General features: G+C 44.4%; 15 protein-coding genes and 1 tRNA gene. 12 read left to right on the top strand and 4 right to left on the bottom strand.

What is annotated here, in order from left to right; genetic code table 11:
- Nucleotide 1: 1 nt before the first annotated feature.
- Both AC6RV6_RS09780 and AC6RV6_RS09775 read right to left on the bottom strand, forming a co-directional pair.
- A tRNA-Ser gene (locus tag AC6RV6_RS09780) sits at nt 2-86 on the bottom strand.
- A 104-nt stretch (nt 87-190) separates the two neighbouring features.
- Nucleotides 191-340, bottom strand: a complete 150-nt coding sequence (locus tag AC6RV6_RS09775; protein ID WP_500240653.1) for a hypothetical protein — start codon at nt 338-340, stop codon at nt 191-193.
- A gap of 163 nt (nt 341-503) precedes the next feature.
- Here AC6RV6_RS09775 and AC6RV6_RS09770 point away from each other — a divergent pair, with 163 nt between their 5' ends.
- The 8 genes from AC6RV6_RS09770 to AC6RV6_RS09735 all read left to right on the top strand — a co-directional run bounded on the left by AC6RV6_RS09770 (nt 504) and on the right by AC6RV6_RS09735 (nt 9,455).
- Nucleotides 504-1,955 carry a class I SAM-dependent DNA methyltransferase gene (locus AC6RV6_RS09770; RefSeq protein ID WP_500240652.1) on the top strand — a complete coding sequence of 484 codons (1,452 nt, stop codon included), beginning with the start codon at nt 504-506 and terminating at the stop codon, nt 1,953-1,955.
- Complete coding sequence (locus AC6RV6_RS09765; RefSeq protein WP_500240651.1) at nt 1,952-2,665, top strand: restriction endonuclease subunit S; 714 nt, start codon at nt 1,952-1,954, stop codon at nt 2,663-2,665. The genes AC6RV6_RS09770 and AC6RV6_RS09765 overlap by 4 nt, the downstream gene beginning before the upstream one ends.
- A 614-nt stretch (nt 2,666-3,279) precedes the next feature.
- Complete coding sequence (iscB, locus tag AC6RV6_RS09760; protein WP_500240650.1) at nt 3,280-4,557, top strand: RNA-guided endonuclease IscB; 1,278 nt, start codon at nt 3,280-3,282, stop codon at nt 4,555-4,557.
- On the top strand, nt 4,538-4,720 hold the full coding sequence (locus tag AC6RV6_RS09755) for a hypothetical protein (protein WP_500240649.1): 183 nt from the start codon (nt 4,538-4,540) through the stop codon (nt 4,718-4,720). Before iscB ends, AC6RV6_RS09755 begins: the two co-directional genes overlap by 20 nt.
- Nucleotides 4,721-4,736: 16 nt before the next feature.
- Nucleotides 4,737-5,063, top strand: coding sequence for a hypothetical protein (locus AC6RV6_RS09750; RefSeq protein WP_500240648.1), 327 nt, complete (start codon nt 4,737-4,739; stop codon nt 5,061-5,063).
- Nucleotides 5,053-5,403, top strand: a complete 351-nt coding sequence (locus AC6RV6_RS09745; RefSeq protein ID WP_500240647.1) for a type II toxin-antitoxin system RelE family toxin — start codon at nt 5,053-5,055, stop codon at nt 5,401-5,403. Before AC6RV6_RS09750 ends, AC6RV6_RS09745 begins: the two co-directional genes overlap by 11 nt.
- 3 nt (nt 5,404-5,406) lie before the next feature.
- Nucleotides 5,407-7,707 carry an EcoAI/FtnUII family type I restriction enzme subunit R gene (gene hsdR / locus AC6RV6_RS09740; RefSeq protein ID WP_500240646.1) on the top strand — a complete coding sequence of 767 codons (2,301 nt, stop codon included), beginning with the start codon at nt 5,407-5,409 and terminating at the stop codon, nt 7,705-7,707.
- 74 nt (nt 7,708-7,781) lie between these two features.
- Nucleotides 7,782-9,455 carry an alpha-glucosidase gene (locus tag AC6RV6_RS09735; protein ID WP_500240645.1) on the top strand — a complete coding sequence of 558 codons (1,674 nt, stop codon included), beginning with the start codon at nt 7,782-7,784 and terminating at the stop codon, nt 9,453-9,455.
- Between the two features lie 24 nt (nt 9,456-9,479).
- On the opposite strand, the gene AC6RV6_RS09730 is transcribed toward AC6RV6_RS09735, so the two are convergent.
- Nucleotides 9,480-11,108 carry a glycoside hydrolase family 13 protein gene (locus AC6RV6_RS09730; RefSeq protein WP_500240644.1) on the bottom strand — a complete coding sequence of 543 codons (1,629 nt, stop codon included), beginning with the start codon at nt 11,106-11,108 and terminating at the stop codon, nt 9,480-9,482.
- A 137-nt stretch (nt 11,109-11,245) separates the two neighbouring features.
- Nucleotides 11,246-11,419: a hypothetical protein gene (locus AC6RV6_RS09725; RefSeq protein WP_500240643.1), complete on the bottom strand. Its 174-nt coding sequence runs from the start codon at nt 11,417-11,419 to the stop codon at nt 11,246-11,248.
- Between the two features lie 571 nt (nt 11,420-11,990).
- On the opposite strand from AC6RV6_RS09725, the gene AC6RV6_RS09720 reads away from it, so the two are divergent.
- The 4 genes from AC6RV6_RS09720 to AC6RV6_RS09705 all read left to right on the top strand — a co-directional run bounded on the left by AC6RV6_RS09720 (nt 11,991) and on the right by AC6RV6_RS09705 (nt 15,298).
- Complete coding sequence (locus AC6RV6_RS09720; protein ID WP_500240642.1) at nt 11,991-12,908, top strand: vWA domain-containing protein; 918 nt, start codon at nt 11,991-11,993, stop codon at nt 12,906-12,908.
- Between the two features lie 63 nt (nt 12,909-12,971).
- Nucleotides 12,972-13,997: a vWA domain-containing protein gene (locus tag AC6RV6_RS09715; RefSeq protein ID WP_500240641.1), complete on the top strand. Its 1,026-nt coding sequence runs from the start codon at nt 12,972-12,974 to the stop codon at nt 13,995-13,997.
- Between the two features lie 130 nt (nt 13,998-14,127).
- Nucleotides 14,128-14,763: a vWA domain-containing protein gene (locus AC6RV6_RS09710; RefSeq protein WP_500240640.1), complete on the top strand. Its 636-nt coding sequence runs from the start codon at nt 14,128-14,130 to the stop codon at nt 14,761-14,763.
- Between the two features lie 274 nt (nt 14,764-15,037).
- Complete coding sequence (locus AC6RV6_RS09705) at nt 15,038-15,298, top strand: hypothetical protein (RefSeq protein WP_500240639.1); 261 nt, start codon at nt 15,038-15,040, stop codon at nt 15,296-15,298.
- The last annotated feature ends 118 nt before the right edge of the window (nt 15,299-15,416 follow it).

Genomic DNA, 15,416 nt, shown 5'->3' with positions numbered 1-15,416 from the left:
ACGGAGAGGGGGGGATTCGAACCCCCGAAGGCTTGCACCTTAACGGTTTTCGAGACCGTCGCATTCAACCACTCTGCCACCTCTCCAAGGGGATCTTTGGGTTTACCAAAAACTGATTAAGTTGTCGATCGCATTACATTATATCGCATGTAGGGACGTAGCATGCTACGTCCCTACATTAATTATCTGATTACAACAGCGATCGCCGTTCTAAAAAGTACATCTGCTCGATTTGGCGCAGATTTTCGGTGCGATCGGGAGCGATCGCGTTGGGGGATTCATCTGCGATCGCAACCCCTAGCCAAGTCTGCACCTTTCGCCAACCCATTAAAAACAACATGACAGCACCTCCAATTTTTTCTCAATACCCGCGCGAATTTCTTTGTGTAGTATGTTTTGTAGTATAACAGGAAAATTGGCAAAAGACCAACCCTCACGAATTAATCATTGAGAATTGAGGGGCGATCGCGTGTAAAATTCTGGAGAGATTTACTTTACTTTGCATGTTCGAGCAGACGTTCAAGAATATTGATGATGCCCTACGGAAAGAGGCGGGCTGTGCGACGGAGTTGGATTATGCAGAGCAGATTTCATGGCTTCTTTTTCTCAAGTATTTGGACGATCTGGAAAGCGATCGCCAAAATCGAGCATTATTGACGGGTAAGGACTATAAGCCGTTATTGGATGAGGCGTATCGCTGGAAAACTTGGGCGTATCCGAGGGATGAGGATGGGAAGTTAATCAAAGAGGCTCCGGTAGGGGACGATCTGATTGAGTTTGTTAATGATGAGCTATTTCCTTATTTGCAGGCGTTTAAGGGCTATGCGGAACGGGATACTTTCGGCGGTAAGATTGGGGAGATATTTGGGGACTTACAGAATAAGTTTCGCAGTGGGTATAATTTGCGGGAAGTGTTACAGAGTATTGATGAGTTACAGTTTCAGACTCAGCAGCAGAAACACGAGCTTTCGGATTTATATGAGACTCGCATCAAGAATATGGGCAATGCGGGGCGCAATGGTGGGGAATATTATACGCCGCGTCCTCTCATTCGGGCGATGATTCGGGTGGTTAAACCTCGGATCGGGGAGCGGATTTATGATGGTGCCTGCGGTTCGGCGGGTTTTTTGTGTGAGGCGTATGAGTATTTGCGGCACTGTAAACCAGATTTGACGACGACGGAGTTGGAAATGCTACAGAAGCGGACTTTCTATGGGAGGGAAAAGAAGAATTTAGCTTATATTATCGGCATTATGAATATGATTTTGCATGGGGTGGAAGCGCCGAATATTGTGCGGGATAATACGTTAACGGAGGATATGGCGGGGATTCAGGAGAAGGATCGCTTTGAGGTGGTTTTGGCTAATCCGCCCTTTGGGGGGAAGGAAAGGAAGGAGATTAAGCAAAATTTTACGATTTCGACGGGGGAAACGGCGTTTTTGTTTTTGCAGCATTTTATCAAGAAGTTGAAGGCGGGGGGACGGGGTGCGATCGTGATTAAAAATACGTTTTTATCGAATATGGATAATGCGTCTCAGGGGTTACGGCGGGAGTTATTAGAGTCTTGCAATCTACATACGGTTTTGGATTGTCCGGGGGGGACGTTCCTTGGGGCGGGGGTGAAAACGGTGGTACTCTTTTTTGAGAAGGGTGCGCCGACGGAAAGGGTTTGGTTTTATCAACTCGATCCGGGACGGAGTTTGGGGAAGACGAATCCCCTTAATGATGAGGATTTACAGGAGTTTGTGGCGTTTCAGGAGGAGTTTAAGGAGTCGGAAAGGTCTTGGTTTGTGGAACGAGAAAAGATTGACCCGGAAACGTTCGATCTGTCGGTTAAGAATCCGAATGCGCCGGAGAATGAGCCGTTACGAGAACCGGAGGAGATTTTAAAGGAAATTGCACGGCTTGATAAGGAGAGTGCTGAGATTTTGGCAAGTATTGGGGGGATGTTGTGAGAGAAGATTGGGTTAGTAAAAGATTAGGTGATGTTTGCACATTACAAAGAGGATTTGATTTACCTAAAAGGAATCGCGTAAAAGGAAAATACCCGCTAATTAGCTCAAGTGGCTTCATTGATAGTCATGTTGAAGCAAAAATCAAAAGTCCGGGCATAGTAACTGGTCGAAGTGGAAGTATTGGATCTCTATTTTTTATAGAAGAAGATTTTTGGCCATTAAATACAACCTTATTTGTCAAAGACTTTCACGAAAATGATCCTAAATTCATCTTCTATTTACTTAAAAACTTTGATTTAAAACGTTTTGCTAGTGGAACAGGAGTACCGACATTAAATCGAAATCATGTTCATGATGAAATTGTTCAAGTAGCAGGCTCGATCGCAGAACAAAAAAGAATCGTAGAGATATTGGATGAAGTGTTTGAGAAGATAGGGCGCATCGAGGCGAATACGCAACGAAATTTAGCTAATCTAGCAGAATTCAAGCAATCAGTTTTGCAGAGAGCTTTTTCAGGAGAAATTGGATCAAAAACAGATTTGCAGTTGTTGTTTAATTCACCTTTACCCAATGAAGCTAAAAAACAAAAAATTGAACTAGATTTACCAATATGGATAATTGAAAAACTCAAAATTCAAGCTGATGTTAATGGAGTCTCTTTACAAGAGCAAATCGAAAATAGTTTACTGAACCAAATACAAAAGAACTAGAAGCCTTGGCAGAACTCAAACAATCCATCCTGCAAAAAGCCTTTACCGGACAACTCACCCGTTAGATATTGCTAAAATTTACCTAATCATGCAAATATACTATATTCGTGCGCTCTTCCTCTGTCCCTTTCTCGTGGGAGTTAAGGCAATAAATTGGTAATTAAATTATTTTTCTGATTGTCGCTCCGCCAGGGATTAAAAATCCCTGTCTCATACAAAAAATCCATTGAAATGGATTGGGGAATGTGCAAATTTATCTCAAATCGATGATTACAGTCCTCTTGAGAGGACTTCTTGTATGAGACGGGGAATCGAATTCCCCGGCGGATCGAAACGGAGAGAGTTATTGTCATTCTAGAGCAGATGTCAGGAACTCACCGCTAAGTCCTTCGGACTCTAGCGGGAGCTTGAGGGAAGCCTAAAGTTCTAACCTGACCAGTCTAAGCGTTAAATCGCTACGTTATTTGAGTCAAGAAACCCGTAAGTGCGTGCCAGCTTTCGGCTCTTTCGTTAACAATTAAACATCTGTAAGGAGTTAAGGAAGTGTTGTTAACCCAGCAAGCTCAAATAACATTGACGAGGCACACTTTACCCTGTTTTCAGGAGTTTTGCCCATGCGGGTATTTGTATTAGATAAAAACAAGACACCGTTAAATCCAACTCATCCAGCTAGAGCAAGAAAATTGCTCAAATTAGGACGAGCTAAAGTGTTTAAGCGGTTTCCATTTACTATTATTCTGCAAGACGTGGAAGGAGGAGAAATCAACGAATGTCAGTTGAAGATTGACCCCGGTTCAAAGACGACGGGACTTGCAATCGTCCAAAGAAATCGAGTGATTTGGGGTGCGGAACTGACCCATCGCGGACAACAAATCCGTGATACTTTGACTTCAAGACGACAATTAAGGCGTTCCCGAAGAAACCGCAAGACCCGATACAGAAAACCTCGCTTTCTCAATCGGAAACGTCCTGAAGGATGGCTTGCTCCTAGTCTGATGTCGCGGGTTCACAACATTATCACTTGGGTGAATCGGCTCTGTCAAATTTGTCCCATATCCGGTATTTCTCAAGAGTTAGTGCGATTCGATACTCAAGCGCTTCAAAATCCCGAAATCTCCGGTGCTGAATACCAGCAAGGAGAATTATTTGGATATGAAGTCAGAGAATATTTGCTCGAAAAATGGAACAGAAAATGTGCTTACTGCGGTGCAGAAAATGTTCCCTTAGAAGTCGAGCATATTCACCCCAAATCCAAAGGTGGAAGCAATCGAGCCAGTAACTTGACTTTAGCCTGTAGACCTTGTAATCAAAATAAGGAAAGCCAAGAAATCGAACAGTTTTTATCCAGTAAGCCTAATATTCTGAAACAAATATTAGGGCAAGCAAAAGCACCATTAAAAGATGCAGCAGCCGTTAATTCCACCCGTTGGAAACTATACGAAGAGTTGAAGAAAACAGGTTTGACTGTTGAGACTGGAACGGGAGGATTAACTAAGTTTAACCGCACTCATCAAAATCTTCCTAAGACTCATTGGTTAGATGCTGCTTGTGTCGGGAAGTCAACACCAGAGCAGTTAATTATTGAGATCAAGAAACCGCTTTTAATTGCTGCAAAGGGTCACGGGAAGAGACAGCGATGCCGTCCCGATAAATACGGTTTTCCCAAAGCACACGCGCCAAAAGCGAAATTCTTTCAAGGCTTTCAAACTGGTGACATCGTTCGTGCATCTGTTCCAAAAGGAAAGTATGCAGGGAATTATGTCGGTCGTATTGCGATTCGATTTCGTCCTTCTTTTCGACTTTCTGCTACAGGGAATAAACCTTTCGATATTCACCCTAAATACCTACAAACTATTCATCATGCCGACGGTTATGAATACACATTCAAATAATGATTCGCTTCGCTCAATTCTCCCTGTTGGCGGCGATTCCTCTCCCGTTAACCCTGTCGGGTCTAACGGGAGTCCCCACGCCGCTTTTTTGGATGGGAGGGTATTGATGTCAATTAACGAAAATGCGATCGCTATTTATTCTCAACCCGAGCAGAAAGACTAAAATGTAAAAAGGTGAAGTGTTCGATCGAACCCGTCTCGATCGCCAAACCACAACGCCCGAGGGATGCGATCGTTTTTGCCCAAAACTAATCTCAAAAAAAGTAAAAACAATGCTAATCCAAAAAATCATCGACGAAATTAAAGAAATTCCCGAAGCGCGACAAGAAGAGCTTTATCAACTCATCCGAAAATTTCGTCACCAAGCCGAAATCGAGCATTTTGAAGAGTCTTACGACACTCCAGACGAAGAAATCATCGCAGGTATTAGAGAAGGAATGCGCCAAGCCCTAGCGGGAGAAGTTATCCCACTGGAGCAGATGTGGGAGGGTATTGATGTCAATTAACGAAAATGCGATCGCTATTAATTTATCCCCTCGTTTCAAAAAAGATCTGAAAACCCTCGCCAAACGCTATCCCTCCATCAAGAAGGATATACAGCCCCTCATCACATCACTGCAAACAGGTGAAACCCCCGGCGATCGAATAAAAGGGCTAAATCATCCAGTTTTCAAAGTTCGCCTGAAAAATAGTGATATTCAGAAAAGGAAAAGCGGTGGTTATCGAGTCATCTATTATCTCCAAACTCAGACCGGAATAGTTTTTATCACTATTTATTCAAAATCCGATCGCGCCAACGAAAATAACGACATAATTGCAGAAACAATCCGCGAAATAGACTCCTAAATTATGAACGAAGCCGAAACCAGAGCCGAACTCATTGACCCCGCCTTAAAAAACGCCGGCTGGGGAGTCGAACCCGAAAGCAAAATTCGGCGGGAAGTCATTGCCCCCGGTCGCTTACTCGGTGCAGGACAACGCCTACAATCTACATGGGCCGATTACGTCTTGGTGTACCGCAACCAAAAACTCGCTGCAATGGAAGCTAAAAAACGCGATGCACTCCCCACCGAAGGACTCCAACAAGCCAAAGATTACGCCGAAAGACTTGAAACCCGCTTCGCCTTCTGTACCAACGGCGAAAAAATCTATCAAGTCGATCGCCACACCGGAAGCGAAAAATATATCGATCGCTACCCCACTCCCGCCGAACTCTGGCAACTCACCTACCCCACCGTCAACCCTTGGCGCGATCGCTTTGCCGCCATCCCCTTTGAAGACAAAAGCGGCACATGGGAAGCCCGTTACTACCAACATAACGCCATCAACGCCGTCCTAGAAGCCATCTCCACCGGCAAAAAACGCATCCTCCTCACCATGGCCACCGGCACCGGCAAAACCGCGATCGCCTTTCAAATCGCTTGGAAACTCTTTCGGAGTCAATGGAACCTAAGCGGGGAACCCACCTACCGCCCAAAAATTCTCTTCCTCGCCGATCGCAACATTCTCGCCAACCAAGCCTTTACCGCCTTTACCGCCTTTCCCGATGATGCCCTCGTCCGCATCGAACCCACAGAAATCAAAAAACAAGGCAAAGTTCCCACCAATGGCAGCCTATTTTTTACCATTTTTCAAACCTTTATGACCCAAAAAGGGGACGAACTCACCGCCAACTTTTTCGACTACGCCCCCGACTTTTTCGACTTCATCGTCATTGATGAATGTCACCGAGGTGGTGCCAAAGATGAAAGCACATGGCGCAAGATCCTCGAATACTTTGCCCCCGCCGTCCAACTCGGTTTAACCGCAACACCCAAACGGGATATCAACGGCGATACCTACAAATATTTTGGCGAACCCGTTTACGAATATTCCCTCAAAGCCGGCATTAACGACGGCTATCTCACTCCTTTCAAAGTCAAACAATTTACCACCCCCCTCGATGAATATCTCTACGATCCAGACGATGATATCGAAGGGGAAATCGATCGCGATAAAGTTTATACCGAGAAAGATTTTAACCGCATTATCGAAATGAAAGAGCGGGAAAAACACCGCGTCCAACTCTTTATGGAAGCCATTAACCAGAACGAAAAAACCTTAGTTTTCTGCGCCACCCAAGATCATGCCGCCGTCGTGCGAGATTTGATTAATCAAATCAAAATAAGTACCCATCCGAATTATTGCGTGAGAGTCACCGCCAATGATGGCAACCGAGGGGAAACGATGCTGAAAATCTTTCAGGACAACGAAAAAACAATTCCCACCATTCTCACCACCTCCCGAAAACTCTCCACCGGAGTCGATGCCCGGAACATCCGCAATATTGTCTTAATGCGCCCCATCAACTCGATGATCGAGTTTAAACAAATTATCGGTCGCGGTACTCGCCTCTTTGAAAATAAAGACTATTTCACCATTTACGATTTTGTTAAAGCCCACGAAAACTTTAACGATGAAGAATGGGACGGAGAACCCCAAGAACCCGCGATCGTCGATCCGAAGCCTCCCCAAGAACCCAAAGAGAAGCCAGATGATGATGACCCCAAACCCAAAGGTAAAATCAAAGTGAAACTCGCAGAAGGGAAAGAGTTAGACCTCGAACATACTGAAAAAATCAGCTTTTGGGATGCGGAAGGTCAGCCCATCTCCGCCGCCGATTTTATCCAAAAGCTTTTCGGCGATCTGCCCGAACTTTTTCAAGATGAAGCCGAATTGCGATCGATTTGGAGCCTTCCCGATACCCGTAAATCGTTGCTAAGCGGACTCGCAGAAAAAGGCTACGGCGAAGAACAACTGAAAGCGATCGCTAAAATTACGAACACCGAGAAAAGCGATCTTTATGATGTTCTCACTTATATCGCCTATACCGCCAAACCCCTCACCCGACAAGAACGAGTAACTAAACACAAACACTTGATTTTCTCAAAATACACCGGCAAACAACAAGAATTTTTAGATTTTGTCCTCGATCGCTATATTCGCGATGGCATCAAAGAACTCGATCGCGCCAAATTACCCCAATTACTCGAACTGAAATATCACAGCATTAACGATGCGGCTGGAGAACTGGGAGCCTTAGCCAATATTGTAGCCATGTTTACGAGTTTTCAGGCAGATCTATATCTAGATTCAGAGCAGATTGCTTGACCCAAAAAACAAGGTTTCAAGTCTCCAAAACCTATATAATAAAGGGTTGAGAATTAATCATCGAGAAGTAAATAATGTCAAATCAAAAACCCGATCGCGCTTGGTGGTATGGATGCGTCATTTATGAAATTTATATCCGCAGCTTTTACGATAGCAATGGTGATGGGGTAGGAGATCTACAGGGAATTGTTGAAAAGTTAGACTATTTAGCCTCACTACCCATTGATGCGATTTGGATTACCCCCTTCTTTAAATCCCCGATGAAGGATTTTGGCTACGACATTTCCGATTATTATGCCGTCGATCCTTTATTCGGTACGATTGAGGATTTTGAGGCGGTTATCGAGAAGGCACATACTTTAAATTTGAAAGTCATTATCGATCAGGTTTGGAGTCATACCTCTGACGTTCATCCTTGGTTTATTGAAAGTCAATCCCATCGGGATAGTCCCAAAGCAGATTGGTATGTTTGGGCAGATGCCAAAGAAGATGGCAGTCCACCCAATAATTGGCTCTCTATTTTTGGCGGTACGGCGTGGAAATGGAACGAATCGCGGCAACAATACTATTTACATAATTTTCTCGAATGTCAACCCGATCTAAACTGGCACAATCTCGACGTTGTGCGAGAAATGATGAAAATTGCCGAGTTTTGGTTGGATAAAGGGGTTGATGGATTTCGCCTTGATGTCTGCAATTATTATATGCACGATCCCAGTTGGTTAGACAATCCTTCTCGCACCCAAGGAATGCCGATTCAAGATGGTGTTTCTCCTCTCAATCCTTACTCGAAATTCATTAATCTCCATAACATCAATCAGGTCAAAAATATTAAATCCCTGCGACGACTTCGTAGAGTTCTCAATAAGTATCCCGGTACGATCGCCCTCGGGGAAATTGCCGCCGCCGAAGATCCCATGCGACAAACCGTCGAATACATTCGCGGAGAAAAACGACTGCATACCGCTTACAATAGTTCGTTACTCGTCAATGAAAAACTCACGCCGCAATTGGTGGCCTATGCACAGGAAGAGCTATCTTTGCACCTCGAAGATGATGAGGAAGAGATGATTTGTCTGACCATGACAACCCATGATTTTCCCCGAGCGCGATCGCGTTGGCAACCGAAAGATCCCGCGACGATTCCTACTTTTGAAAAATGGCTGGTAACATTATTGGCCTGTTTGCGCGGGATTATCTGTTTCTATCAAGGAGAAGAATTAGGGTTAACAGAAACAGAAATTCCTGAAGAGGAAATGCAAGATCCTTTTGGCATTAATTTTCATCCCTACTTTGCCGGGCGAGATGGCTGTCGGACTCCTATGCCCTGGGAATCCGATAAAGCCAATTGGGGGTTTACCAATGCCGAACAACCTTGGATTCGAGTAGATAAAACCTTTAAATCCTTAGCAGTTTCTGCTCAAGAAGCAAATCCCGATTCTCTACTCCATTATTTTCGTCAGTTTATGCGCTGGCGCAATCGACAACCTGCGATGAAATACGGCGATTTTGACCCTATTGAAGTCGGTCGAGACGTGCTTTCTTTTATTCGCAAAGTTGGCGATCAGCGCTTGCTCTGCGTGTTTAATTTTGCCGAACGAACCAACGCTTATTTAGTCTCCTGTCGCTACGGACACCCGATTATTGGTTCGGGGGTGACGAGTTTTGAGGTGACTAACTTGGGAAATGGCGATCGCACGATTGAAATGAAACCTTTTGGGTTTGCCATCTTCGAGCGAGAATTTTAACAGGGAATGGCGACTAACATTTGCTCATTGTTTTTGGAAAATTGCGCCTTCAAAGGGCATCAATTTGATGTCCTCTTTGACTGTGCCGCGATCGCGATCGGGGTGAGTAGAGAGCAGAAGTTGCCAAGGGAGATCGGGCAATTCAACAAGGCTAAAAAGTTGGCTTTGGGGGGACATATTCAAAAGAATTAACAGTTGCTCTTCCTCGGTTTGCCGCGTGTAGGCTAAAACTTGCTCGTCTTTGCCGATTAATGCGATCGCACCTTTTCTTAAAGGGGCGCGATCGCGGCGCAGTCGAATCAGTTGCTTGTAATAGTTCAAAATGGAATCGGGATCTTGATTCTGAACTTCAACATTGCGAGTGAGATAATCGGGAGCGACTTTATACCAAGGGGTTCCTGTAGTAAATCCGGCTTGGGATTGCCCGTTCCACTGCATGGGGGTGCGACAACCATCCCGACCTTTATATTCCGGCCACCGCAGTCGTCCGCGAGGGTCTTGGACTTCTTCTAAGCGATCGGGGGGCGTATCTACCATGCCCAATTCTTCGCCGTAATAAATAAAGGGAATGCCGCGTAAAGTGAGGAGAAAGGTCGCTAATAATTTGGCAATGCGATCGCTCGTTTCCGGAGTGCCATAACGCACCGTCGATCGCGGAAAATCGTGATTGCTAAGCACTACAGTGGTCGGCAAATTCCCCAAGGTTTCCTCGAAATCGCGAATCGTCTCGCGGAACGTCACTGCACTTAAGTTAGAAACAGCACTTAAAAGAAAATTAAAAGGCAATTGAATTTCATTATTTTGCGGTCCGTAGAGTTCGAGCAGATCTCGCGGCGTGGGAACCCAAACCTCGCCAATTAATAAAGGATCCTGGGGATGATTGCTTTGGATGTGCTGGCGTAATTTTTGCAGAATCAGATGATTTTCAGGATGATTGATAGTATGAATCGGTAATTGATTGAATTGATAAACATTGCGTAAGTATTCCGGCACCGTATCTACGATGGGATTATCCTTTAAATCCGGATCTTCCACCAAATAATTAATTGCATCCAAACGCAAGGCGGCAGCCCCTTGATTTAACCAAAAATCGCAGATGGCAAACATCTCTTTGACCACTTCTGGGTTGTGCCAATTCAGATCCGGTTGCTGGCGATAGTGAAAGTGATAGTAATACTGCTCGGTTTTCTCATCATAAGTCCAGCAGGAACGCTCGAATCCTTCCCAGTTATTGGGAGGACCGCCATCGGGGTTGGGGTCTCGCCAAATATACCAATCTCGCTTGGCTGAGTTGCGCGATCGCCGCGATTCGATAAAGAGAGGGTGTTCTTCGGAAGTGTGATTGAGAATAATATCGACAACAATTTTCAGGTTGCGGCGATCGGCTTCACGCACGAGAGTTTGAAAATCAGCGAGGGTCCCGTAACGGGGATCGACAGCAGTATGGTTGCTGATATCGTAGCCAAAGTCTACGTGAGGGGATTCGTAAAACGGGCAAACCCAAAGGGCATCAACTCCTAAATTTTGTAGATAGTCCAAGCGATCGATTAAACCTCTAAGATCGCCAATTCCATCCCCATCTGAATCTTGAAAACTGCGTAAATAAATTTCATAAAAAACTGCTTCGCGCCACCAATTCAATTCATGCTCCATTACACTTTTTCAATGAACAATTATCAATTATCAATTATCCCAGACAAATTCTCAAGCGTAAAAGCAGGAAGCACTATCGGTATAGGGGCATTACCCCTCAATGATTTTATGAATTAGAAGGCAGCGATCGCAGTCTATTAACAATGTTTCTGACTACTGAATAAGGCAGTCAAACCGAAAGCACCTAACATGGCCAATAAAAGCAAAGGGTCTGGCACGAGGGAATTATCGTCGATCGCGGCAATCGGTTCGCAGGGGCGAGTCGTGCAAGTTACCAAATTAATTTGCAAGCTATTTTCATGGAGTGTCATTTTCTTAAATTAGTGGATTATTATAAGGTGTTAAATTAATCATGCCACTATTCTCTGAGAAGCAAAATATAGAAAACACTGATAAAATAATTGAGTTTATCGCTAAATCGCGTAAATTTAACGACTCTACATGACAATTTGTTATCAAATTGACAATTTTAGGAAAGCGATCGCTTTTATTTTTTCTTAAGAAATGTATCGAAAGCGATCGCTATTCTTGAGGATTATTTCCAACAGAACAGTAACGAGGCCGAGAGTGAGAGCCAAATTCGCGATCGTCGTCAAATATTTTCCCTCGCCCAAGACACCTGCCCTAAACGGCTCTAACCTGTCTGGTGTATTTCCAGCCCTTCAGCAAAGATAGAACTGCGAGGAAAAAAAGTCCGTTTTAACTCGCAACAACCTCCTCTCAGTTGAGACCTAATCGTCTGATGGGGTTAACGTACTCTTTGGAGAGTCTGCCATTGCAGTACGTTGCCTTTTCTTTCGAGAGATGAATAGAGGCGCAATGCTTGCGCCCGATACAAACAGACTTGCTTGAATCGCAAATTTTAAATTTAAGGAGGCAAACATGACAAAAATTGCCCGACCCACTCGCCCCCTCGCCGATGTCAACGTATTACCTCGTACTGATGGTTCTCACGAAATCGTCGCTTGTTTCATGCCCGATCCCGAATTGATCTTCGGGGAAGGCGATACCCGTGCTTACCTCGCTCTCGATGCTTCCCTGTCCTTGAAAAAAATGTATGGTTTTGGCGGCCCCTTTGGCGGCGATCCCAATTACGTTCAAGGGGTAGCACGAAAATTGGGAAGTATGCTGGCCGCGATCGCACTCTCCGGCAAAGCCTCAGCGATTTATTGGGCCGTCAGTCCCGATGGCGGCAAAATTGAAGAAATTGGCGAATACAACGAACAAGAATGGACGAACAACACGATCGCAGGACCCCAAGTTCAGAAATGGGGACGAGGAACCAAACTCCTCCCCGCCATCCAATACGGTTTTGAGAACGTGGCGAAAGGTGCAAGCGGCACCATTGGCGTGATTATTACCGATGGCATTATTCAAGACGAACAAGAATGCGTTAATTATTGTCTGAATATCGGTCAAACTCTGACGGGACAAGATCCAGAACCCTTTAAACTCGTTCTCATTGGCATTGGTGAAGAAGTCGACGAAGGTCAACTCGAACGCCTTGACGATATGTTTGAAGGCACCGGCATCGATTACGATTTGTGGTCGAGCGGTATGGTTGCATCCATGCAAAACGAAGCCGATATTTTAGCGGTCGTCTTTGGGGAACTCGCTTCGGATGTTGTTGCCCCTACAGGTCGCGTTGAATCTTCTTCGGGACAAATTTTAGCAGATTGGTCTGATGGCATGCCCGGTAAGTTCCGCTTTGTTCTCCCCAAAGGAGAGACTCAGTTTGTCGTTCATGCCGCTTCTCGGGATATCGTCCAAGACATTTCTGAAGTGTTGGTTAATCCGTAGATGTTGGGGTGCGTTACGTTTCACTAACGCACCTTACTGAAGCGCAATAAGGAGAGTTTGAATATGTTAAAAACAGATTTCACCATTCCTAGCGATCGCACGGCCAAGGAACTCGGTAAGGTCAGCATTCACAACATGGGACAAGAATTGCAAGTCAATTTTACGATTCTCATGGAACCTCAAGGACAAAATGCCGAAGGTTGGCAAACTGGGGTTGCTTTAGATGCGAGTGCATCGATGAAGGATTGGTATGGGAGAATGTTGCAAGGTTCGATTCCAGCCCCGATTGTTACCGCTTACGAGCAAAAAGGCTGGGTCAATATTCGCAATGAAGACGGTCGCAAAGTACAATCCTTCCAACGTCCTGCTTATGAGGATGCCATCAAAAAAGGCTTTCTCCAATCGACGGTTAATATTGTCGAACCGCTAGCACAAAAATTTATTCGCTATCTCGCTGAAAATTTAGATGCGAGAGGGGGAACAACGGCGATCTATTGGGCTGGTGGGGATGGCAAAGAAATCGAAGAACTCGGCGATCTCAGCGAACGGCAATGCCGTCAATTAAAAATTAACGGGGTTGAAAAAATTGCCTTTGGTTTGGGAACGCATTTAACCCCAGCCGTGCGTTATTTCTGCGATCGCTTTCCCAATGCCAAACGCGGGATGTATATTTTCATCACCGATGGCAAATTAGACGATTTAATCGCCGTCAAACAATATAGCCTACAACTCGCCCGCCAGATCGCCACAGGGCAGAGAAACGCCGTCAAATGCGTTCTGATTGGGGTAGGCGATGCGATCGACGAACGCCAATTTAGAGAATTAGATGACTTGGAAACAGGTACAAATATCGATATTTGGGATAGCAAAATTGCCAAAACGATGCGCGATATCGTTGAAATTTTTGCTGAAGTCGTCGATGAAAATCAAATCGTTGCTCCAACAGGAACGATCTACGATTCTCAAGGCACAATCGTTAAAAAATATACCGACGGTTTGCCCGCAAAAGCCTCTTTTTCCCTACCCGTTCATTCTCAATGGTTTGAACTCGAAGTCATGGGTCAAAAAATCCGTCAAACTCTTAAGTAGGTTGGGTTGAGGTACGAAACCCAACATTTCTCTAGTAGAAGTGCATTGGGTTTTGCTGGCATGCGCTGCACAGTTTACGCCAACACCAACCAACAGCTACAGTTTTCATTACTCATTTAAGAGGTTTATTATGTCTCGTCGCTTGCCTGTTTATTTGTTGTTAGATTGTTCCGGTTCGATGGCTGGAGAACCTATCGAAGCCGTGCGCCAAGGATTGAAAGCATTACTGTCAGAATTGCAAAGCGATCCGATGGCATTAGAAACGGCTTATCTTTCGGTGATTACGTTCGATAGTACTGCTCATCAAGTTTCGCCTTTAACGGATTTAATCTTGTTTCAAGAACCCAAAATTCAAGCCAGTGGTTCGACTGCAATGGGTGCTGCTTTAAATTTATTAGAACAATGTATGGAACGAGAGGTGCGTAAATCTACTGATACTCAAAAAGGGGATTGGAAACCCTTGATTTTCTTAATGACCGATGGAATGCCGACCGATCGCTGGGAAAATGCTGCCGATCGCATCAAACAAAAACGCCCCGGTAATATTATTGCCTGTGCTGCAGGTTCTAATTCCGATGAAAATACGTTAAAGCGTATTACTGAAATTGTGGTCAAGTTGAATAACTTGCAACCAGATACCTTAAAAGCCTTCTTTCAATGGGTTTCTAGTTCGATTAAAACCACCTCTCAGAGTGTTGTCCAAGTCATGGCAGATGCACCGATAAACTTACCACCGCCGCCGCCTCAGATTGCGATTGTGCCTTAGCTTGAATATTTTTTGGGTGCGTTAATATAAGGTAATGCACCCATTTTCTTGTGATTGTAGGGAAGTTAAAAAATAGCGCAATAACCCGGAGAAAATACCTCGATCGCATCTTTCTTGCGATCTAGATCAATGTCTGAGGATATTCGCGATCGCATCACAATGCGTTTTAGTTCACAAAAATTTACGAGGGCGATCGCTGTATTCGTTAAAAGAATAAAGCATACTAATAATCAATCAAGCGGGTTCAACACAATTGACTTTAGAGGTTTCTCTCATGTACTCCAATCTCTTTCAAACCGAACATCAAGATGTAAATCGTCAGAATAAAAACCTTGTTTACCTCGTTAGTACTCCCCAGAGATCTCATGTTTTTCATACAATCGAACAAGTTCTTACAGAAATTGAACCTTTTGTTTTAGAAGAATCTCTCTATATTGGCGAACCAGATCTCTTATATGAAATCCCTTATCTTCTGGATTGCCAAGGCTATGCAAAAGGAAAGGCTTGGGAAGTTAGTTCAGCACCATGCCTCTAAATTGTTAGAAAAATAAATGAGTTAGATCGACAAAAGCATTCGAAAATCACGATCGCATTATCAAAACACGAAAATAAAAGAAAGTTAAAATAATTCATACAGCCGTCGATCGCAAAAT

The sequence above is a fragment of the Spirulina sp. LEGE 11439 genome, from assembly GCF_059821285.1.
This window is presented reverse-complemented; position numbering and strand designations above follow the sequence as displayed.